This window comes from Cellulomonas sp. P2_B4, from assembly GCF_056404795.1.
Genome location: NZ_JBFUDI010000002.1, coordinates 341909 through 362220, shown reverse-complemented (window position 1 = coordinate 362220; position 20312 = coordinate 341909). Strand labels below are relative to the sequence as shown.

18 protein-coding genes are annotated in these 20312 nt (G+C 71.2%); 7 read left to right on the top strand and 11 right to left on the bottom strand.

Going from position 1 to position 20312, the window contains the following annotated elements; translation table 11 throughout:
- Positions 1 to 21 precede the first annotated feature (21 nt).
- A complete protein-coding gene (gene pyk / locus AC1DZC_RS04310) occupies positions 22 to 1458 on the top strand; it encodes a pyruvate kinase (RefSeq protein WP_477042384.1) in 1437 nt (478 codons plus the stop codon).
- 132 nt (positions 1459 to 1590) lie between these two features.
- Here the strand turns inward: pyk and AC1DZC_RS04305 are convergent, their stop codons facing one another.
- The 4 genes from AC1DZC_RS04305 to AC1DZC_RS04290 all read right to left on the bottom strand — a co-directional run bounded on the left by AC1DZC_RS04305 (position 1591) and on the right by AC1DZC_RS04290 (position 5044).
- Positions 1591 to 1917 carry an SHOCT domain-containing protein gene (locus AC1DZC_RS04305; RefSeq protein WP_477042383.1) on the bottom strand — a complete coding sequence of 109 codons (327 nt, stop codon included), beginning with the start codon at positions 1915 to 1917 and terminating at the stop codon, positions 1591 to 1593.
- 34 nt (positions 1918 to 1951) lie between these two features.
- Complete coding sequence (locus AC1DZC_RS04300; protein WP_477039159.1) at positions 1952 to 2407, bottom strand: DUF6325 family protein; 456 nt, start codon at positions 2405 to 2407, stop codon at positions 1952 to 1954.
- A gap of 216 nt (positions 2408 to 2623) precedes the next feature.
- Complete coding sequence (cydB, locus tag AC1DZC_RS04295) at positions 2624 to 3637, bottom strand: cytochrome d ubiquinol oxidase subunit II (protein ID WP_477042382.1); 1014 nt, start codon at positions 3635 to 3637, stop codon at positions 2624 to 2626.
- Between the two features lie 12 nt (positions 3638 to 3649).
- On the bottom strand, positions 3650 to 5044 hold the full coding sequence (locus tag AC1DZC_RS04290) for a cytochrome ubiquinol oxidase subunit I (RefSeq protein WP_477039157.1): 1395 nt from the start codon (positions 5042 to 5044) through the stop codon (positions 3650 to 3652).
- A 123-nt stretch (positions 5045 to 5167) separates the two neighbouring features.
- Here AC1DZC_RS04290 and AC1DZC_RS04285 point away from each other — a divergent pair, with 123 nt between their 5' ends.
- From AC1DZC_RS04285 to AC1DZC_RS04270, 4 genes are all read left to right on the top strand, one after another.
- Complete coding sequence (locus AC1DZC_RS04285; protein WP_477042381.1) at positions 5168 to 6748, top strand: GMC family oxidoreductase; 1581 nt, start codon at positions 5168 to 5170, stop codon at positions 6746 to 6748.
- A 27-nt stretch (positions 6749 to 6775) separates the two neighbouring features.
- The gene (locus tag AC1DZC_RS04280) at positions 6776 to 8152 is read left to right on the top strand and encodes a glucose-6-phosphate dehydrogenase (protein ID WP_477042380.1); all 1377 of its coding nucleotides are present in this window, start codon (positions 6776 to 6778) and stop codon (positions 8150 to 8152) included.
- Entirely contained in the window at positions 8152 to 9471 is a 1320-nt protein-coding gene (locus tag AC1DZC_RS04275) for an NAD(P)/FAD-dependent oxidoreductase (RefSeq protein ID WP_477039154.1), read from the top strand. The genes AC1DZC_RS04280 and AC1DZC_RS04275 overlap by 1 nt, the downstream gene beginning before the upstream one ends.
- 157 nt (positions 9472 to 9628) lie before the next feature.
- Positions 9629 to 12133 carry a LuxR C-terminal-related transcriptional regulator gene (locus AC1DZC_RS04270; protein ID WP_477042379.1) on the top strand — a complete coding sequence of 835 codons (2505 nt, stop codon included), beginning with the start codon at positions 9629 to 9631 and terminating at the stop codon, positions 12131 to 12133.
- 9 nt (positions 12134 to 12142) lie between these two features.
- Here AC1DZC_RS04270 and AC1DZC_RS04265 read toward each other — a convergent pair whose 3' ends face one another.
- Both AC1DZC_RS04265 and AC1DZC_RS04260 read right to left on the bottom strand, forming a co-directional pair.
- The gene (locus tag AC1DZC_RS04265; protein WP_477039152.1) at positions 12143 to 12469 is read right to left on the bottom strand and encodes a hypothetical protein; all 327 of its coding nucleotides are present in this window, start codon (positions 12467 to 12469) and stop codon (positions 12143 to 12145) included.
- A gap of 76 nt (positions 12470 to 12545) precedes the next feature.
- Positions 12546 to 12746, bottom strand: a complete 201-nt coding sequence (locus AC1DZC_RS04260; protein WP_477039151.1) for a hypothetical protein — start codon at positions 12744 to 12746, stop codon at positions 12546 to 12548.
- Between the two features lie 47 nt (positions 12747 to 12793).
- Here AC1DZC_RS04260 and AC1DZC_RS04255 point away from each other — a divergent pair, with 47 nt between their 5' ends.
- On the top strand, positions 12794 to 13243 hold the full coding sequence (locus AC1DZC_RS04255) for a MarR family winged helix-turn-helix transcriptional regulator (RefSeq protein WP_477042378.1): 450 nt from the start codon (positions 12794 to 12796) through the stop codon (positions 13241 to 13243).
- A gap of 86 nt (positions 13244 to 13329) precedes the next feature.
- On the top strand, positions 13330 to 14025 hold the full coding sequence (locus AC1DZC_RS04250) for an esterase/lipase family protein (RefSeq protein ID WP_477042377.1): 696 nt from the start codon (positions 13330 to 13332) through the stop codon (positions 14023 to 14025).
- Here AC1DZC_RS04250 and AC1DZC_RS04245 read toward each other — a convergent pair whose 3' ends face one another.
- From AC1DZC_RS04245 to glgX, 5 genes are all read right to left on the bottom strand, one after another.
- Positions 14026 to 14853: an alpha/beta fold hydrolase gene (locus AC1DZC_RS04245; RefSeq protein WP_477039148.1), complete on the bottom strand. Its 828-nt coding sequence runs from the start codon at positions 14851 to 14853 to the stop codon at positions 14026 to 14028. It lies immediately after the preceding gene.
- A 55-nt stretch (positions 14854 to 14908) separates the two neighbouring features.
- A complete protein-coding gene (locus AC1DZC_RS04240) occupies positions 14909 to 15829 on the bottom strand; it encodes an ABC transporter permease (protein ID WP_477042376.1) in 921 nt (306 codons plus the stop codon).
- Positions 15819 to 16577 carry an ABC transporter ATP-binding protein gene (locus AC1DZC_RS04235; protein ID WP_477042456.1) on the bottom strand — a complete coding sequence of 253 codons (759 nt, stop codon included), beginning with the start codon at positions 16575 to 16577 and terminating at the stop codon, positions 15819 to 15821. The genes AC1DZC_RS04240 and AC1DZC_RS04235 overlap by 11 nt, the downstream gene beginning before the upstream one ends.
- 32 nt (positions 16578 to 16609) lie before the next feature.
- Positions 16610 to 17737 carry an ABC transporter substrate-binding protein gene (locus AC1DZC_RS04230; RefSeq protein WP_477039141.1) on the bottom strand — a complete coding sequence of 376 codons (1128 nt, stop codon included), beginning with the start codon at positions 17735 to 17737 and terminating at the stop codon, positions 16610 to 16612.
- 423 nt (positions 17738 to 18160) lie between these two features.
- Positions 18161 to 20302 carry a glycogen debranching protein GlgX gene (gene glgX / locus AC1DZC_RS04225; protein ID WP_477042375.1) on the bottom strand — a complete coding sequence of 714 codons (2142 nt, stop codon included), beginning with the start codon at positions 20300 to 20302 and terminating at the stop codon, positions 18161 to 18163.
- Positions 20303 to 20312 lie beyond the last annotated feature (10 nt).

Below are 20312 nucleotides of genomic sequence, written 5' to 3'. Positions count from 1 at the left end.
CGGAAGGCATAGGCTCGCCCCATGCGTAGAGCAAAGATCGTCTGCACCATCGGCCCGGCCACGGAGTCCGCGGAGCAGATCCAGGCACTCGTCGACGCCGGGATGGACGTGGCGCGGCTCAACCGCAGCCACGGCGACACCGAGGTGCACCAGCGCGTGTACGACAACGTCCGCGCAGCGGCGCAGGCGTCCGGCCGCTCGGTCGCCGTCCTGGTCGACCTGCAGGGCCCCAAGATCCGCCTGGGCCGCTTCGTCGACGGTCCGCACAGCCTGGCGGTCGGTGACGTGTTCACGATCACGACCGACGACGTCGAGGGCACCAAGGAGCGCGTCTCCACGACCCACAAGGGCCTGACCGGCGACGCGCGCGTGGGCGACCCGATCCTCATCGACGACGGCAAGGTGCTCGTGCGCGTCACGGCCGTCGAGGGCAACGACGTGGTCACCCGCGTCGAGGTCCCCGGACCCGTCTCGAACAACAAGGGCCTCAACCTGCCCGGTGTCGCCGTCTCCGTCCCCGCCATGAGCGACAAGGACGAGGACGACCTGCGCTGGGCCCTGCGCGTCGGCGCGGACATCATCGCGCTGTCGTTCGTGCGCTCCGCCGAGGACTACACGGACGTGCGCCGGATCATGGAGGAGGAGAACCGGGTCGTCCCGGTCATCGCCAAGATCGAGAAGCCGCAGGCCGTCGAGAACCTGGCCGAGATCATCGCCGCGTTCGACGGCATCATGGTCGCCCGCGGCGACCTGGGCGTCGAGCTGCCGCTCGAGCAGGTTCCGCTGGTGCAGAAGCGTGCGGTCGAGCTGGCCCGCCGCAACGCCAAGCCGGTCATCGTCGCCACCCAGGTGCTCGAGTCCATGACCACGAGCCCGCGCCCGACCCGCGCCGAGACCTCGGACTGCGCCAACGCGGTGCTCGACGGTGCCGACGCCGTCATGCTCTCGGGCGAGACCTCGGTGGGCGACTACCCGATCGAGACCGTGCGCACGATGGCGCGGATCATCGAGGCGACCGAGGAGATGGGCCGCGAGCGGATGGCGCCCCTGGGCTCCACGCCGCACACCCGCGGTGGCGCGATCACGCGCGCGGCCGCCGAGATCGGCGAGACGCTCGACGTGAAGTACCTCGTCACGTTCACGCAGTCGGGCGACTCGGCGCGCCGGATGTCGCGCCTGCGCTCGGCGATCCCGCTGCTCGCGTTCACGCCCGTCGAGGACGTGCGCAACACGCTCTCGCTGAGCTGGGGCGTCCAGACCTACCGGTCGCCGCAGGTCGAGAGCACTGACGAGATGGTGAACCAGGTCGACTCGACCCTGCGTGCGAACGGCCTCGCGGAGGTCGGCGACTACGTCGTCGTCGTCGCGGGCGCGCCGGTCGGCGTCGTGGGCTCGACCAACTCGATCGTGGTGCACAAGATCGGTGACGACGAGCGCTCGAGCGGCCGCGTCGCCTGATCCAGCCGTACCGACGAGAGGCCCGGAGGACGTCCTCCGGGCCTCTCGTCGCGCAGGGACCGCCTCAGAGCTGCGTCCAGGCACACGCGCGCCCGGGGACGAGACGTCCCCGGGCGTGCGGTACGGCGGTCCTCAGGAGGTGAGGATCTTGTTCTTCTGGACCTCGAACTCGATGTCGCTCAGGACGCCGGCGTCGCGCAGCGCACCGAGCTGTGCGAGCTGGGCGAGCTTGGCGTCCATGTCGGCCGGTGCGGCGGCGGGCGCCGGAGCGGCGTAGGCGGGCTGCGGGGGCGGCGGCGCGTACTGCGGCTCCGCGTACTGCGGCGCCTGCTGGGCGGCCTGCTGCTGCTCCTTCGCGTTCCAGCGGCCCGCCTGACGGCGGGACACGTTGTTGGAGACATGGGTCGCGGTGCCGGCGATGACGGCGGTCCGGGCGACACCACGGATCAGTCCTGGCATGGTCTGGCCTTTCTCGGGTGGTGAGGGGGGAGGGTCACTCGGCGTCGAGCTCGTCCAGCTTCGCCAGGATGGCCTGGACGGGGATGCGGCCGCTCGCCACGAGCTGGCCCCCGGCCCGGCGCAGCGCGGCGGCGAACGGTGCCGCCCAGACGTTCTCGTAGACGAGGACCGCGGCCGCGGTGTCGGGCAGGAGCGCCTCGCCGGCCTCGGCGACGTCGTCGTCACCGATCAGGCCGGAGTGGACCCCGGCGAAGATCGTCAGGTCGAAGCCGCCGCCGTCGAGCTGGTCGAGCTCGATCGCGCCGACGTTCCCGTCGCCGTCCTTCAGCACGAAGACGAGGTCGAGGATGCGGATCGTGTTGTTGTCGACCAGGTCGAGCAGCAGCGGAAACGCTTCGCCGGTGAAGTTGGTCCGGGGGAACTCGACGACGAGATAGTCGATGGGACCAGTCTCTTCGAGGCTCTCGGTACCGGCGAGGTCGTCGGTCATGGTGGGCAGTCCTTTCGTCGCGCTGTACGCCCTGGCATGGATGGTGCGGCAGAACATTGCGACCTTAGCGCGCATATCCGGCCGCAGGGGACGACTCACACCGACGCCCGAGGTGGTTCGCCCAGACGCCGGAGGCCCTCATCCGTGCAGAGGACGTGCACGGGGCGCGCATGTGGAGACGGTGGCGTTCGGCCGGAGGATCCCGACGACGCGGGTCTAGTAGTGCGCGTCCTGCTTCTCGAAGTCCTCGGTCCGCACGCGCGCACGGAACACGTAGTACGTCCACCCCTGGTAGAGCAGGATCAGCGGGAGGAACACGACGGTGATGATCGTCATCAGCTTGAGCGCGTAGTCGCCCGAGGCGGAGTTGACCACCGTCAGGTCGTTGGACGAGCTCGTCGTGGAGACCAGGAGGCGCGGGTAGAGGTCGACGAACAACCCCAGCAGGGTGGTGGCGATGGTGACGCAGGTCGCGACGAACGCCCAGCCCGCCGCCTTCTCGTGCACCAGCCACCACGCAGCGACCACCGCGACGACGGCGACGACCTGCAGGACGTTGATCAGCACCCCCTTGTCGGCCACGACGTGCGTCCAGACCACGAACGCGAGCACGACGACGGCCGCGAGGGGCGCGATGCGGGAGGCGAACCGTGCGCTGCGCTCCTCGAGGTCGTCGCTCGTCTTGAGCCACAGGAAGACGGACCCGTGCAGCAGGCAGACCACGACGAGGGTCAGCCCGAAGTAGATCGGGTACGGCTGGAGAAGATCGACGATCGAGCCGGTGAACTCCTGGTCCTCGTCGACGGGCAGGCCGTTGAGCAGGCTCCCCAGGATGATGCCGATGACGAGCGGCACGACGACACTGCCGACGGTCATGAGGCCGTCCCACGTCCGGCGCCACGCGGCCGAGTCGTGCTTGCCCCGGTACTCGAAGGACACGCCCCGACCGATCAGCGCGACGAGCAGGAGCACCACCAGCAGGTACGCCGCAGAGAACGTGGTGGCGTACCAGGCGGGGAACGCGGCGAACATCGCGGCCGCGGCCACGACCAACCACACCTCGTTGCCATCCCAGAGCGGACCGATCGTCCCGACCGCCGCGCGCTTGCCGGCCTCGGACCCGCCGATGTGCCCGTGCAGCATGCCGACGCCCAGGTCGAAGCCCTCGAGGATGAAGAAGCCCGTCCACAGGACGGCGATGAGGATGAACCACAGCTCAGGAAGCGTCATGAGTTTCCCCGCTCAGAAGGTCATGGCCGGGACGTCGACCGGCTGCTCGGGCTCGGACGCGGGACCGGGGGGGAGGTCCTTTCGCGCGTAGCGCGTCATGAGGATCCAGGCGATCAGGGTCAGTGTCGCGTAGAGCAGGAAGAAGACGACCACGCTGATCACGACCTCGGCGGTGCTCACCGACGGTGAGACCCCGTCCTTCGTCAGCAGGAGCCCTTGGACGATCCATGGTTGCCGCCCGTTCTCGGTCAGCACCCAGCCGGCGGTGTTGATGACGAACGGCAGGATCGCGACCCAGACGGCGAGGCGCAGGAAGAGGGTCGACGTCGGCAGCTTCTTTCGCCACAGCCGCCACAGTCCCCAGAGGGTGAACAGCAGCAGCAGCCCCGCCGTGTAGGCCATGACCCGCATCGCCCAGTACTGGATGAACACGTTGGGCACGTACTCGCCCGGGCCGTACTCCGTCTCGTACTGGCTCTGCAGCTCGTCGAGGCCGATCACCTTGCCGTTCCACGAGTTGGTGGCCAGGAGCGAGAGCAGGTGGGGGATCTCGATGACCTTGACCGGGTCGTGGTCGTTCTTGCCGCCGCCGATCTGGAAGACCGAGAACGAGCAGGGCTGGCACGTCTCCCACTGGGCCTCCGACGCGGCGATCTTCATCGGCTGGAAGTCGGCCTCGGTCACGCCGAGCTCGCTGCCGACGAGCATGTTGACCAGCAGCGCGGGAACGACGAGCACCAGCGACAGGCGCGCCGCCGGCTGGAAGACCTCGGGCTCCTTGCCCTTGCGCAGCTGCCACGCGGAGATCGCGAGCATGATGATGGCGCCCGTGATCAGCGACGCGAGGACCACGTGCAGGTAGCCGCGCAGGAACACCGGGTTGGTGAGCAGCGCAGCGATGTCGTTGAGCTGGGGCAGGCCGGTGTCGGGGTTGATCTCGTACCCGACGGGATTCTGCATCCATGAGTTCGCCGCCATGATGAACGCCGCCGACCCCACGCCGCCGAGCGCCACGGCCCAGATGGTCAGGAGGTGGATGCGCGGGCTCAGCACGTTCCAGCCGAAGATCCACAGGCCCAGGAACGTCGACTCCAGGAAGAACGCGGCCAGGCCCTCCATCGCCAGCGGGGCGCCGAAGACGTCGCCGACGGTGCGCGCGTACGAGGACCAGTTCATGCCGAACTGGAACTCCTGGACCAGGCCGGTCACCACCCCGACCGCGATGTTGATGACCAGGAGCGTCCCGAAGAACTTGGTGAGCCGCAGGTACTCCGGCCGGCCCGTGCGGTGCCAGGACGTCTGCAGCAGGGCGATCAGGAAGCTGAGCCCGATCGTCACCGGGACGAAGAGGAAATGGTAGATCGACGTCATCGCGAACTGGGTCCGCGCGAGGTCCAGCTCGCTCATGCGTCGTCCTCCGGAGGTCGGCCGGTGTCGTGCGCCTCGGGGGATCATCGTCGTCTTTCACACAAACCGTCATCATCCGCGCCGGACGATGACGCCGGCAGGCGGGAAGACGACGGTCGTTCCGTGGCCGAAGCGCAGACATACGACGTCATCGTGATCGGGTCCGGCGCAGGCGGAGGGACGCTCGTCCATCGTCTGGCGCCCACCGGGAAGAAGATCTTGCTGCTCGAACGCGGGGGTTACCTTCCGCGTGAGATCGACAACTGGTCCTCGTCAGCCGTCTTCGTGCGCGGCAAGTACCGCGCGCCCGAGTTCTGGTACGACGGCCAGGGCAAGGAGTTCCCCCCCGAGGTCAACTACTACGTGGGCGGCAACACCAAGTTCTACGGCGCCGCGCTCTTCCGGCTGCGGCCCGAGGACTTCGGCGAGATCCGGCACCACGGGGGCCTCTCCCCGGCGTGGCCGATCAGCTATGACGACCTCGAGCCGTACTACACGCAGGCCGAGCACCTGTACAAGGTGCACGGGCATCACGGCGAGGACCCCACCGAGGGCCACGCCAGCGCGCAGTACGCGTACGAGGCCGTGAAGCACGAGCCCCGGATCCAGCAGCTGAGCGACGACCTCGAGCGGGTGGGCCTGCACCCGTTCCACCTGCCGATCGGCGTGGACCTCACGCAGGACGCGGACGGCAACGCCACGCAGACGAGCGCGTGCATCCGCTGCAACAGGGTGGACGGCTTCCCGTGCCTGCTCGGCGCCAAGTCCGACGCGCAGGTGCTGTGCGTGGATCCGGCACTGGAGTACGAGAACGTGTCGATGATCACGCACGCCCAGGTGCTCCGGCTCGAGACCGACGCGTCCGGGCGGACCGTCACCGGGGTCGTCGCGCAGGTCGAGGACGGCTCGACGGTGACGTTCAGCGCGGACGTCGTCGTGGTGTCGGCGGGGGCGGTCAACTCGGCGGTACTCCTGCTGCGCTCCCGGAACGACAACCACCCCAACGGGCTGGCCAACAGCTCGGACGTCGTCGGCCGGCACTACATGCGGCACAACAACCTCGCGGTCATGGGGCTCTCGCGCACGCCGAACCCGACGCGGTTCCAGAAGACGCTCGCGCTGAACGACTGGTACGCCGGGTCCGACGACTGGGACTTCCCGCTGGGCGGGATCCAGATGCTCGGCAAGGCGGACGCCGAGCAGGTGCGCTCGAACGCGCCGATGCACCTGGGCAAGCTCTCGCCGAAGTTCCCGCTCGAGCTCGTCGCCCACCACTCGGTCGACTTCTGGCTGTGCGGAGAGGACCTGCCGCTGCCGGAGAGCCGCGTGACCCTGGGGGCCGACGACAGCGTCCACCTGGCGTTGGACGAGGACAACAACATCGAGGGCGTCAAGCGCCTGCGCCACAAGCTCCAGTCGATGCTGCCCGCCCTCGGAATGGAGGACCACGACCTCCTCGACCACAGCATCTACTTCCACAAGGGCATGCCGATCGGAGCGACCGCGCACCAGGCCGGCACCGTCCGTTTCGGCTCCGACCCGACGAGCTCGGCGCTCGACCCGTTCTGCAAGGCGCACGACGTGGACAACCTCTACGTCGTCGACACGAGCTTCTTCCCGAGCATCGGCGCCGTGAACCCCTCGCTGACCGCGATCGCCAACGCGCTGCGCGTGGGGGACCACATCGCGGCACGCCTGTCCTGACCCCGTCCTGAAGGAGCTCGAGTACACATGCCGACCGAACCCATGGACGCCCTGGTGATCTTCGGGGCGACCGGAGACCTGGCCAAGCTCGAGACGTTCCCCGCTCTGGTCGGGCTCGTCGACCGTGGCGTGCTCACGGTGCCGATCATCGGGGTGGCCAAGAGCGGGTGGGGGCTCGACCAGTTCCGGGAGTATGCGGCCGCGTCGCTCCGGCTCAACGGGATGGACCCGACGACGCCCGCGGCGACGACGATGCTCTCCCTGCTGAAGTACGTCGACGGCGACCTCGACGACCCGGCCACCTACACGGCCATGTCGGAGGCGATGGGTTCTGGCAGCCGGGCCCTGTACTACCTCGAGGTCCCGCCGCCGCTGTTCGGACGCATCGCCAAGGGGATCGCGGGGGCCGGGCGGGCCGCCGGTGCGCGCGTCATGGTGGAGAAGCCGTTCGGCACCGACCTGGGGAGCGCGCAGGCGCTCAACGCCACGATGCACGAGGTGTTCGACGAGGGGTCGGTGTACCGCGTCGACCACTGGCTCGGCCTGGACCCTCTGGAGAACGTGCTGTTCGCGCGGTTCGCCAACTCGATCGTCGAGCCGCTGCTCAACCGGACGCACGTGAAGAGCGTGCAGATCACCATGGCCGAGGCGTTCGACGTGGCCGACCGCGGCAGCTTCTACGATCGCACCGGCGCCATCCGGGACGTCATCCAGAACCACATGCTGCAGGTGCTCGCCAGCGTGCTGGCCGAGCCGCCGTCGGGACCCGACGTCACCTCGTGGTCGGCCTCGAAGTCGGCGGTGATCGAGGCACTGCGTCCGCTCGACGCCGCGCACACGGTGTTCGGCCAGTACGACGGGTACCACGACGTCGCAGGAGTGGCGCCGGGCTCGACGACCGAGACGTACGCCGCCGTCAGCCTCGCGTGCGACTCGTGGCGCTGGGCCGACGTCCCGATCCTGATCCGTGCGGGCAAGAGCCTGGCCGTGACGTCGACCGAGATCTCGTTCCAGTTCCGCCGCCCGCCGCACGACATCTTCGGCCTGAAGGACTCCGCCGTCAGGAACGAGCTCCGGTTCCGGATCTGGCCGGAGGTCGCGGTGGGCCTGACGCTCGTGGGCAAGAAGCCGGGCGCCGGGTGGAACCAGCAGGTCGAGGACCTCTCGTTCGCGGAGCAGGCTGCCGGCGACATGCGACCGTACGACCGGCTCATCGGCGCGGCGCTCGAGGGCCAGCGCTGGCTGTTCGCGCAGCAGGAGACCGTCGAGGCGGCGTGGCACGTGGTGGACCCGATCCTCACGGGCGACATCCCGGTGCACGCCTACGCCCCGGGCAGCTGGGGACCGGCGCAGGCCGACGCGCTGCTGCCCGACGGCGCCGTCTGGCACGACCCGACCGGCTGATGGCCCGCCCGAAGGTGGTGATCGTCGGCGGCGGTTTCGCCGGCCTGTTCGCCGCGCGCTCGTTGAAGAAGTCCGCGGTCGACATCGTGCTGGTGGACCGCAACGGTCACCACCTCTTCCAGCCGCTCCTCTACCAGTGCGCCACGGGAATCCTGTCCGAGGGGCAGATCGCCGCACCTCTGCGCGACGTCCTCAAGAGGCACAAGAACGTCGAGTGCCTGCTCGCCGAGGTCGAGGACGTCGACGTCGAGCGACGGGTGGTGCACGCCGTCCGCCCCGGCGGCGACGCCCTCGAGCTGCCGTACGACCATCTGATCGTCGCGGCGGGCGTGCGTCAGTCGTACTTCGGGCACGACGAATACGCGCAGTTCGCGCCGGGGATGAAGACGATCTCCGACGCCCTGGCCATCCGGCGCCGGGTGTTCGGGGCGTTCGAGCTGGCCGAGACCGCGTCCAGCGACGAGGAGCGGACCCAGTGGCTGACGTTCGCGCTCGTCGGCGGGGGACCGACGGGCGTCGAGCTGGCCGGCCAGATCCGCGAGCTCGCCACGCAGACGCTGAGCGAGGAGTTCCGCACGATCAGCCCGCAGGACGCCCGGGTCCTGCTGTTCGACGGCGGGGACGCACCCCTGAAGGCGTTCGGGCCCACGCTGTCCGCCAAGGCGGCCGAGCGGCTGACCCATCTCGGCGTCGAGCTGCACATGGGTGCGCGGGTGACGTCGGTGGATGCAGGCGGGCTCCAGGTGAGCGAGGCCGGCAACGACGTGCGCTACGACGCGCGCACGATCCTGTGGACCGCCGGCGTCGAGGCGCCCCCGCTGGCGGCCAGGATCGCCGAGGCCTCCGGTGCGGAGCACGACCGGTCCGGCCGCATCGCCGTGGGCCCGGACTGCACCATCGAGGGCCATCCCGAGATCTTCGTGGTCGGCGACGTCATGACCCTGAACGGCATGCCCGGGCTGGCCGAGGTCGCGATGCAGTCCGGCGCCTACGCGGGCCGGCACATCCGGCACCAGGTCGAGGGCAAAGGGGCGCCGAAACCGTTCCGGTACCTCGATCTCGGGACCGCGGCCTACCTGTGTCGCGGCAGGGCGGTGGTCTCGGCGGGACCGTTGCACCTCACCGGCCGCTTCGGCTGGTTGGTCTGGCTCTTCATCCACATCGCGTTCATGACGGGCTATCGCAACCGGTTCACAGCGATCATGACGTGGCTCGTGGCGTTCTCCCGAGGCATCCGTCGCGAGCGGGCATTCATCACGCAGCCGGTGGACACGCATCGCGACCCGTACCGGCGGAACGCGGGTGCGAGCGGTGCCTGAACGACCCTGACCAGCACGAACATTTTCCCTGAATGAGGTAGGTAGACCCTTGTCCCGTCTCGTTCCGAGGGCTTGACTGGCCAACGGAGCGGTCTTGCCGGGGGGGAACCCAGCACGACGTGCCCTGCGGTCGGCATACTCGCGAAGGGGACGGGCGATGAGCAGCAGCACGTTTCCGCACGGGACGGTCGACCGACCACCGGCCGCTGCCGTCGGCATCCCGGCGCCCGCACCGCACGTCCTCGAGCGCCCCCGGCTGACCGAGGCCCTGTCCGTCGACGTCCCGCTCGCTCTCGTCGTCGCCCCCGCGGGCGCCGGCAAGACCGTGGCCGTGTCCACCTGGGCGGCGACCGTCCGGGGGCCGCTCGCGTGGGTGTCGTTCGACCGCACCGACCTCGACGGTCCCGCGCCGTGGGGGACGATCGTCGACGCCCTGCGCGGCGCCGGGGTGCGGGTGCCGTCGCTGATGTCGCTCGGCGACCGGGAGCAGGACCGTCGGGCGCTCCCGACGATGGTCGGCGCGCACGTCGCGGCGCACCCCGGCGGGGTCGTGCTGGTGCTCGACTGCGACGGTCCGGTGCCCGTGGACCTCGCCGAGGGCCTCGAGCGCGTGCTGCGGCACTCCCTGGGTCGGCTCCGGCTCGTGGTGCTGGCGCGCACCGACCCTCCACTGCCCCTGCAGCGTCACCGGCTGGACGGCTCGGTCACCGAGCTGCGGGCAGGCGATCTCTCGTTCCGCCCCGAGGAGGTGACCGCCCTGCTCGCCTCGAGCCGGCTCGTGCGGTCCCGCGACACGAGCCGCTCGCTGCACCTGCGCACGTGGGGCTGGGCCGCGGGCCTGAGGTTCGCGGTCCTCGACGCCACGCGTCGGGGCGGTGCCGAGGCGTCGGTCCGCGATCTGACGGGTTCGGCCGGACCTGTCGCGGAGTACCTGCGCACGGAGGTCCTCGACGCTCTGGACGTCCCCGACCGCCGCCTCCTGCTGGACTGCAGCGTCGTCGAGCTCCTCCCGCCGGGCCTGGTCGACGCTCTGGGCGGCCCGCGCGCCGGTCGGCGGCTGGAGCGGCTGGGGTGGGCCTTCGTCGAGGAGGTGCCGGAGCACCCCGGGTCGCTCCGCGTGCACCCTCTCGTCCGGGAGCTGCTCTACGACCAGCTGATCGTCGACGAGCCCGTCAGGGCGCAGGACCTGCACCAGCGGGTCGGACGGTGGCTGGCCGGGCTCGGCCGGTTCGACGAGGCGACCCGGCAGGCCGCCAGCGCCGGGGCGTGGCAGGACGCGGCCGGCTACGCGATCGAGGCCGGAGTCGCCGAGAGCCTGCTCGGCCCGTCGCGCACCGACCTGCTGCCCGTGCTCGACCCGATGCCCGCAGGGACGCCGGGTGCCGGCGCCGCGATCGTGCGCGCGGTTGCCGCGGCGACCCGCGAGGACCTGGGCGAGGCGGCTGCCCAGGCGGCCGAGGCCCGGGCCGCGGCGACGGCCGTGTCGCCGGCCGCAGCCGTAGCCCTCGACCTCCTCGACCTGGCCGTCGCGTCCGGCTCCGGCGACGCGGAGGACGCCCTGGCGGCGGCCGACCGGACGACGCAGGCGGTCGTCGCGGGTCCGGGGCTCGCGGCGGCGATCGGAGCCCGCCGCGGCGACGCGCTCCTCGTCCTGGGACGGCTGGAGGAGGCGGCGCAGGCGTACCGCGGCATCGACGCCCGACTGGGTCGGCACGCGTTGGTCGAGGCGGTCTCCGGGCAGCTGCGCACGGCTCGGGCGCTCGCGGAACGCGCGCTGGCACTGCCGGGCGCCGCGGACCCGTGCGCACAGCTCGCACTGGCCTGGGTGGACGCCGAGGGCGACGCGTTCGACCTCGCGCGCACACAGCTGCGTCGGGCCGGCGCCGTCGCGGTGACGACGGCCGACCCGGTGCCAGGCGTGCTGCTCGCGGTGCTCGACGCCCGGCTGCGCCGGGCGGCGGGCGACCTCGAGGGCGCGCGGGCCGCACTGGCGGTTCCGCCCGAGGAGCCGGCATGGCTCGCCGACCTGCTGATGCTCGAGCTCGCCGCGCTCGACCTCGCGGAGGGCCTGCCGTCGACCGCCCTCGAGCGGCACGCCGCCCTCGCGGACCGGACGAGTGTCGGTGGTCAGCGGCTGCTCTGGCAGGTGCGCCTGGCCCAGTGGGCCGACGGTTCGCACCCGGAGCCCGACCCGGGCGCCACGCTCGCGGCGCGCGTCGAGGGCTGGCTGCTCGAGGCGTCGCGACGACTGAGCCTGGGGGAGCCGGCCGCGGCTCGCCGGGCCGTGCAGCGCGCGCTCAGCATCGCCGCGCCGGAACAGCTGCGACGACCCTTCCGTGAGGCGTCCGCGGACGTGCGTCGGCTCCTGCTCGAGGAGGGCGCGGTCCGGGCGCCGGCGCGCTCGACCCAGGGTCGGCCGGTGCGGCCGGACCCGATGAGCGCCGAGCCCGTGCGAGACCTCGTCGAGCCGCTGACCGAGAAGGAGCGCGAGGTGCTGGGCCACCTGGCGGCCATGCTGTCCACCGACGAGATCGCGGCCGCGATGTTCGTGTCGGTCAACACGGTGCGCACCCATGTGCGCAACATCCTGCGCAAGCTGGGCGCCGCTCGTCGCAACGAAGCGGTCCGGCGTGCGCGCGCCCTGCAGCTGATCCCCGCCTGAACGGGCCCGTCAGACGTCGGTGAACAGGCAGGTGACGACGAACCGGATGCTCCGGTCGAAGGTGTAGGTACGGTCACCCTCGTTGGCGTCCCCGAGGTCGCTCACGAAGTACTGCCGCCCGTGCTTGATGGCGACGAACGCCACCGCCGACGGCTTGGTCCAGGTGTGCACGCCGGGCGGCAGGTCGGTCCGCGAGCAGTCGTACACGCCGCCGTACTCCCAGTACGTGGGGTTCGCCCGCGGGTCCGCGGGACAGGCCGCCGCGGGCCCGGCGGCTGCCAGGAGTGCTCCGGCGGCCAGCGCGGCCGCGGTCAGGGTGGTGCGAAGTCGAACCATGGTCTGCCCCCTCGTGGATGTCCGGAATGTCCACGTTGGCAGGCTCGCGCCTCACTCGGAAGGATGAAGCGCAGGTTCACCCGTCGTGGTCGCGCTCGACCAGGAAGGTGCGACCGTCCGGCCCGACCACGCGCACGAACTCCTGGCGGAGCTGGCTGTCGCGCTCGCGCTCGGCGTCGGTGAGGGCGCGCCTGCGGCCCCGGATGTTGCCCACCTGTGCCGGCCCGAAGTAGGTCAGGAGCCATTCGGTGGCGTCCCGGCGGCGCTTCTCGCTCACATCGTCTCCTATGCTTAGTGCACTAACTATATCCCGGAGGAGGGGCGATGTCCGACGAGCAGCCCGACCCGCTCGCCGTCGAGGCGCAGGTCTGCCTGACGGTCTCGGCCGCGGCGCGCAGCCTCGTGGGCTTCTACCGGCCCCTGCTGGAGCCGCTGGGCCTGACGCACCCGCAGTACCTGGCGATGCTGGCGCTGTGGCAGTACGGCCCCATCTCGTTGACCGAGCTGGCGGGCCACCTGCACCTCGAGCCGGCCACCACGTCGCCGCTGGTCCGGCGCCTCGAGGCGATGGGCCTGCTGCGCCGCGAGCGGGACACCGCCGACGAGCGCGCACTGCTCCTCGTGCTCACGGACGAGGGCCGCGAGCTCCGCGCCCAGGCCGTGCCCATCCCGGCGACGATGGTCGACCGGCTTGCGCTCCAGCCCGCGCAGATCGAGGAGATCCGGCGGGCTGCCGAGCTGCTCGTCGCCGCCTGCGCCGCCGCGTCCTCCTGAGGAGCCTCAGCCTGGCCGGAGCGTCGCGAGCGCGAGTCCCCGGGCGTCTGAGCGATGTCGTGTCCGGCATGCGGCACGATGGCCGCATGCCGGACCCTGAGACCCCGCGCCGCCCGGGCGCCGTGCGGCACCTGTGGTGGCGCGCCCGGGACTACGCGAGCGTGCTGGGCTGGCAGCTCGCCTCGTCGCGGGGTGCGGACGCGTGGGAGGCACCGGACGCACCGGTCGGGCCGCCCGTGGTGCTCGTGCCCGGCGTGTGGGAGCCGTGGCAGTTCCTCAAGCCGCTGGGGGAGCTGCTGTTCGTGCACGGCGTCCGCGTGCACACGGTCCCGGCCCTGGGCTACAACCGCCGCCCGGTCGCCGAGGCCGCGGCGGTCCTCGGTGCCTACCTGGTCGAGCACGACCTGCGCGACGTCGTCCTGGTCGCGCACAGCAAGGGCGGGCTGATCGGCAAGCTCGCGATGCTGCAGCAGGACCCCGACGGCCGGATCGACTCGATGGTCGCGGTCAACACGCCGTTCGCCGGCTCGGTCTACGCGCGCTGGATCCCCATGCGCTCGGTGCGGGCGTTCATCCCGTCCGACGCGACGATCGTGGCGCTGGCCGCCGAGGTCGAGGTGAACCGCCGGATCACGTCCGTCCACGCCTTCTGGGACCCGCACATCCCCGGCGGCAGCGCGCTCGACGGTGCTCAGGACGTCGTGCTGGACACGCCGGGACACTTCCGGCCCCTGGCCGACCCGCAGCTGCAGGCGCTCCTGCTGGACCGACTGACGGCGTGATCAGCCGCGCGGCAGCCGCAGCACCCGGGTCAGACCGGGCTGGTCGGGGTCGTCGACGATCTCCTTGTCGTCCAGCCACGACGTGATCACGTGCGCCAGCTCGCCGGGGTGGCTGAAGTTGATCGCGTGCGCGGCGCCCTCGATGAGCACGACCGTGACGTGGTCGGGCGAGATGCTGCTGACCTCGCGGACGCGCCGGGGCTCGGGCATCAGCGGGTCCTTCGAGCCGATGACCGCCAGCGACGGCACCGGGACGCGGATGAGCCGCTCGAGAGACGGGAACCGCGTGAGCTCACCGAGAAGGTTCAGCGTGTTGATCGGGCCGAACTTCAGGTAGTCCGGCACGGCGACGCGCGCCATCTTCGGGCTCTCGCGCACGCCGTCGGTCGCGAGCTGCTTGAGCGCCCGGCTCAGCGGCTGGTTGTGGACACCGCCCGCCGGGGAGACCAGGACCAGCCGGTGCACCCGCTCGGGGGCGGCGTGCGCGACCTCGAGGCTGACGACGGCACCCATCGAGTTGCCGATGAGGATGGACTTCTCGAAGCCTAGGGTGTCGAGCATCTCCAGCAGCGCGTGCCCGAGCGCGGGGATCCCGAGCGTGTGCGGCGGGCGCTCGCTGCGTCCGTAGCCCGGCATGTCGGGGACGAAGTTGGCGCCGCGGTCGGCCAGGAGGCGCGCGGTCGGCATCAGGTACGACCCGGAGATCCCGAACCCGTGGACGTGCACGATCGGGATGCCCCCCTCGACGTCGGGGCTGCGCCGGTAGAACACCTGGCGACCGTCGAGGGTCATGCTCGCTTCGGTCCAGGTCGCGTCGGTGCTGGTCACGTGCTGATCGTGACAGAGGGTTCGACCAAGATCGAGGGTGAACCGCCGACAGGTCCTACTTGCGACGTCCCGTGCTCGACGTCTGGCCCGTCAGCCCGCGCGCGTGGAGCACCGAGCGCTCGAGCGGCGAGAAGACGATGAGCTCGATCGCGATGCCCACCAGGAAGATCAGGAAGATCGACACGATGACCAGCGACATGTCGTTGAGGCTGCGGCCCGTGTCGAGGAGCTGGCCGAGGCCACCCCCGATGGACACGGTGATGAGCTCGGCCGCCATGAGCGAGCGCCACGCGAACGCCCAGCCCTGCTTGAGCCCGCCGAGGAAGCCCGGCAGCGCGGCCGGCAGCAGCACGTACCGGATCCGCGTCCAGCCGCGGGCGCCCAGCACCTGGCCGACCCGCAGGAACAGGGGCGGCACCTGGTCGGTGCCCGTGAGCAGGCCGTTGACGATCGACGGGACGGCGCCGAGCAGGATGACCGCGTACATCGTCGCGTCGGTCAGGCCGAACCAGATGATGGCGGCGGGCACCCAGGCGACCGACGGCAGGGACTGCAGGCCGGTGATGATCGGTCCGAACGCGCGGCGCAGCAGCGGCGAGGCGGCCAGCGCGGTACCGATCGCGACACCGGCGACGACCGACATCACGAAGCCGACCGCCGCGCGACGGACGCTCGTGCTCATCGCGAGCCACGCCGTGCCGTCCTGCACCGTGGTAAGGAACGTCTGCCAGGTGTCGGCCGGGCTGGGCAGCGCGTAGGGCGGCTTGAGCTCGAGCACGAACGCGATCTGCCAGACGACGACGAGGGCGACGAGCGCGGCGAGCACGGGCCAGGCCGAACGCCAGACCTGGGACAGGAACGACGGGCGCGGGTTGAGGATCGGGGTCTCGAGCGCGTCGAGCCCCGCCGCCAGGGCGCTGTCGGACGGCTTCTCGTGGACCGGGGCCGTGACCGGCGCGGTGGTCTCAGTGGCCATGGCGGGCGATCTCCTCACGCAGGTGCTCGGTGATCTCGGCACTGAGCGCGGACACGTCGGCGTCCTCGATGCGACGCGGCTGCGGGATGTCGATGCGCCACTCGCGCACCACCCGACCGGGTCGAGACGACAGCAGGACGACGCGCTGGCCGAGCCGGACGGCCTCGCGCACGTTGTGGGTCACGAAGATCACGGCGCGGCCGGTCTCCGACCAGATCCGGGTGAGCTCCTCGTGCAGGACGTCGCGCGTGATCGCGTCGAGCGCGGCGAACGGCTCGTCCATGAGCAGGAGGTCGCCCTCCTGCGCGAGCGCGCGGGCCAGCGCGACGCGCTGCCGCATGCCGCCGGACAGCTCGTGCACGCGCTTGGGCGCGGCACCGTCGAGCCGGACCAGCGACAGCAGTCGCTGCGCCTCCGTCTTGCGCTCCTTGCGGGGCACGCCGCGCAGACGCAGCGCCAGCTCGACGTTCGAGCCGGCGGAGAGCCAGGGATAGAGAGCGGGCTCCTGGAACATCAGCGCGGGCCGGCCGCCCGGCACCTCGACCGTGCCGCTGACGGGCTTGTCCAGCCCGGCGACGAGCGAGAGGAGCGTCGACTTGCCGCACCCGGAGGCGCCGAGCAGGCAGACGAACTCCCCGGGCTCGACCGTCAGGTCGATGTGCTCGAGGACCGGCGGGCGCGAGGCCTCGCCGAAGTGCTGGGTGACGTCGGTGAGGCGCGCCGCAACGGCGGCCGGGGCATCGGAGATGCCCGGGCCGCCGGCCGCCGTCGCGGTGGTGGTCACTTGCCGCCTGCTCCCAACCCGGCGTCGTCCGCCGCCTTCTGTCCGTTGGCCTCGAGCACCTGGTTGAGGAGCGTGAGGTCGTAGATGCCCGTGAGGTCGGTCTCCTTGGAGGTGCCGACCGCGACGGCGTGGTCCGCGGACGTCTGCAGGCTCGACGCGATCGGGTCGAGCGTCAGACGCAGGTTGCCCCACGCCCGGTCGAGCACACCGTCGGCCAGCGGCTTGCCGGTGAGCTTCTCGATGTTCGCGTTGGCCGCGGTCTTGGCGGCGTCCGGGTTGGCGGTGATCCACTCGTTGGTCGCGTACTCCGCCTCGATCAGCTTCTTCACCGTACCGGGGTACTTGTCGAGGTACTCGGTGGAGACGATGAGGTGCGTGGTGACGAAGTCGCCGTCCGGCCACAGGTCCTTCTCGTCGACGAGCACGTGCGCGCCGGCGTCGACCAGCCGCGAGGCCCACGGCTCGGGAAGCCACGCGCCGTCGACCTGGCCCGCCTTGAAGGCGTCCAGGGTCTGCGAGTTCTCCTGCGGGACGATGTTCACGTCCGAGGCCGCACCCGTGAGCGAGCTGCTGAGGTCCTGGTCGTCGAGCCAGGCGCGCAGGGCGACGTCCTGGGTGTTGCCGAGCTGAGGCGTGGCCAGCGTCTTGCCCTTGAGGTCTGCCGCCGTCGTGATCGAGTCGTTCACGACGAGCTGCGCACCGCCGGACGTCGCACCGGCGACGATGCGGATGGCCTCGCCGTTCGACTGCGCGAACGCGTTGATGGCCGGGTTCGGGCCGACATACGCGGCGTCGATCGCACCGCCGAACAGCGCCTCGACGGCGGCCGGTCCGGCGTTGAAGATCTCCGTGGTCAGCTTCGTGTCGCCGAGCGTCTTCTGGTAGGTGCCGTCCTCCACACCGATCAGGGGCAGCGCGTGCGTGACGTTGGCGAAGTAGCCGAGACGCAGCTCGGGGGCCTCCGCGAGCGCGGCCGGCGCGTCGTCGGTCGCGGTCGCCGACGGCTCGGCGGTCGCGCCGGCGTCCGAGGAGCAGGCGGCGAGGGAGGCGAGGACGCCCGCGGTGAGCAGGGCGGTGAAGGTGGCGGCAAGGCGGCGCGCGCGGTGCGCGGGGCGAGCGGTCATGTCAGGGTCCTTCGGGATCGAGTCGGTCGGTCAACGCGTGCGGCGGGCGGGCGACGGACATCGCCGACATCGCGCGGCAGCACGGACCGGCTCGTGCGCGACGGCACGGCCAGGGACTCGGGCAGGAACGAACAAGGTGGACGCCATGAGGGCGTTTCCTCCGCGGGGGACGGGGGTGGCACGCGGTCCTACCAGGCCGTCGTCCGTGACGGGGGCCGGGCGGTGAACGCGCGGCCGAGGGGGGACGGGGCCGAGGGTTCAGATGCTCCGCGGACAGCAGGGGCACGCGGAAGCCATGACGACGTGACAACACGTCGAGGCGGCGCGGCTGGTCTGCATGTGAAGAGGATGGCGGTCCCAGGCGTGGGGCGACACCCACGTCTCGAATATTGGACTAAGCGGGTCGGAATTTGGGACTTGTCGTCACGCCGTCGGTGGAGGGCTCGTCAGGACGAGCACCGACCAGCCGGGCACCCACACGCGCGCGCCGGCGCTCCGCGGCGCCACGACGGCGGGAGCGCCCGTCGGTTCGGACGAGTCCAGCGCCGCTGTCCAGCTCGCCCCGGGGCGGGCGTCCGGCACCGTGAACTCGACGTCGCCCGACCATCCGTTGACCAGGAGGAGCAGGTCGGTGTCGACGAGCGGCGCACCGAGGTCGTCGCGATCGGGGGCGTCCGAGCCGTCCAGGTACATCGCGACGCAGCGCGCGCGGGGGTCGGACCAGTCGGCGCCGGTCATGAACTGTCCGGTGGTCGCGTACCAGCCGATCTCCTCGGCCTGCGCGCCGGTCAGGAACCGTCGCCGCCGCAGGACCGGGTGCGCCCGGCGCAGAGCGATCAGGCGTCGGGTGAACGTCAGCAGGGTCGGGTCAGCCGTCGACCAGTCCACCCACGCGATCGGGCCGTCCTGGCAGTACGCGTTGTTGTTGCCGTCCTGGGTCCGTCCGAGCTCGTCGCCCCCGAGCAGCAGCGGTGCACCGAGCGAGGTCATCAGCGTCGTGAGGATCGCGCGGGTGCGCAGCCCGCGCAGCTCCTCGACCGCCTCGTCGTCGGTCGGCCCCTCGGCGCCGCTGTTCCACGACCGGTTGTCGGTGGAGCCGTCGCGGTTCTCCTCGCCGTTGGCCTCGTTGTGCTTCTGGTCGTAGCTGACCAGGTCGCGCAGCGTGAAGCCGTCGTGCACCGTGACCAGGTTGATCGACGCCGACGGGCGCCGGACCGAGCCGCCGAACAGGTCCGACGAGCCGGACAGCCGGGTGGCGAGCTCGCCGAGCATCCCGTCGGTGCCGCGCCAGAAGTCGCGCACCCCGTCGCGGTACCGACCGTTCCACTCGCTCCACAGCGGGGGGAACCGGCCCAGGCTGTAGCTGTCCATCTGGCCGACGTCCCACGGCTCTGCGATGAGCTTGGTCCGGCCGACGACGGGGTCCTGGGTGATCAGGTCGAAGAACGAGGCCGTGCGTTCGAAGCTCCCGTCCTCGCGCGCGAGCGTGGTCGCCAGGTCGAAGCGGAAGCCGTCCACGTGCATCTCGAGGATCCAGTAGCGCAGCGAGTCCATGATCAGCCGCAGCGTGGTCGCATGGTCGACGTTGAGCGAGTTCCCGCAACCGGTCGTGTCGACGTAGTAGCGCGGGTCGGCGGGGCTCAGGCGGTAGTAGGCGGGGTTGTCGATGCCGCGGTGGCACAGCGTGGGACCGCCGTCGCCCGCCTCTGCGGTGTGGTTGAAGACGACGTCGAGGATGACCTCGAGCCCGGCGGCGTGCAGCCGCTTGACCATCGTCTTGAACTCGTCCACCTGCCCGCCGACCAGACCGGCGCGCGCGTGCGCCGAGTACCCCTCGTGGGGCGCCAGGTAGCCGATCGTGTTGTAGCCCCAGTAGTTGGTGCGCCCGCTCTGGGCGAGAAACGCTTCGGGGACGCTGTGGTGCACAGGCAGCAGCTCGACCGACGTGACGCCGAGCTCGACCAGGTGGGCGATGACCGAGGGGTGCCCGAGCGCCGCATAGGTGCCACGCAGCTCGGCGGGGACGTCAGGGTGCAGGGCCGTCAGCCCCTTGACGTGGGCCTCGTAGAAGACCGTGTCGGCGTAGTTGGTCCCCGGGTGCACGTCCCCCTCCCAGTCGAAGGACTGGTCGACGACCACGCTGCGGGGCACGTGGGCGGCGGAGTCCAGGAGGCTCGGCACGTCGGGGGAGCCCTCGGCGAACCCGAGGACCTCCGGGCCGAAGACCACCTCACCGGTGATGGCTCGCGCGTACGGGTCCAGGAGCAGCTTGGCCGGGTTGCAGCGCAGACCCCTCGACGGGTCCCACGGACCGGTGGCACGGAACCCGTAGGGCGTGCCTGCCTCGACCCCCGGGACGAACGCGTGCCACACACCAGCGTCGTTGTCGACCAGCGGGACCTGGTGCTCGGTGCCGTCGGCGTCGAAGAGGCACAGGATCATGCCGACCGCGACGTCGGACGCCACGGCGAAGTTGGTACCCCCGGGCAGCAGCGTGGAGCCGAGCGGGAAGGCCGAGCCCGGGGTCGACCGGACAGGTACAGGAAGGGTGCCGGTGGCACTCACGATGCGGTCC

Bases quoted from the DNA above. Each gene is read 5' to 3' on its own strand.
- pyk (WP_477042384.1), top strand. From the start codon at position 22: ATGCGTAGAGCAAAGATCGTCTGCACCATCGGCCCGGCCACGGAGTCC.
- AC1DZC_RS04255 (WP_477042378.1), top strand. From the start codon at position 12,794: ATGTCCGACGAGCAGCCCGACCCGCTCGCCGTCGAGGCGCAGGTCTGC.
- AC1DZC_RS04250 (WP_477042377.1), top strand. From the start codon at position 13,330: ATGCCGGACCCTGAGACCCCGCGCCGCCCGGGCGCCGTGCGGCACCTG.
- cydB (WP_477042382.1), bottom strand. From the start codon at position 3,637: ATGACGCTTCCTGAGCTGTGGTTCATCCTCATCGCCGTCCTGTGGACG.
- AC1DZC_RS04300 (WP_477039159.1), bottom strand. From the start codon at position 2,407: ATGACCGACGACCTCGCCGGTACCGAGAGCCTCGAAGAGACTGGTCCC.
- AC1DZC_RS04270 (WP_477042379.1), top strand. From the start codon at position 9,629: ATGAGCAGCAGCACGTTTCCGCACGGGACGGTCGACCGACCACCGGCC.
- AC1DZC_RS04305 (WP_477042383.1), bottom strand. From the start codon at position 1,917: ATGCCAGGACTGATCCGTGGTGTCGCCCGGACCGCCGTCATCGCCGGC.
- AC1DZC_RS04240 (WP_477042376.1), bottom strand. From the start codon at position 15,829: ATGGCCACTGAGACCACCGCGCCGGTCACGGCCCCGGTCCACGAGAAG.
- AC1DZC_RS04290 (WP_477039157.1), bottom strand. From the start codon at position 5,044: ATGAGCGAGCTGGACCTCGCGCGGACCCAGTTCGCGATGACGTCGATC.
- AC1DZC_RS04265 (WP_477039152.1), bottom strand. From the start codon at position 12,469: ATGGTTCGACTTCGCACCACCCTGACCGCGGCCGCGCTGGCCGCCGGA.
- AC1DZC_RS04230 (WP_477039141.1), bottom strand. From the start codon at position 17,737: ATGACCGCTCGCCCCGCGCACCGCGCGCGCCGCCTTGCCGCCACCTTC.
- AC1DZC_RS04275 (WP_477039154.1), top strand. From the start codon at position 8,152: ATGGCCCGCCCGAAGGTGGTGATCGTCGGCGGCGGTTTCGCCGGCCTG.
- AC1DZC_RS04280 (WP_477042380.1), top strand. From the start codon at position 6,776: ATGCCGACCGAACCCATGGACGCCCTGGTGATCTTCGGGGCGACCGGA.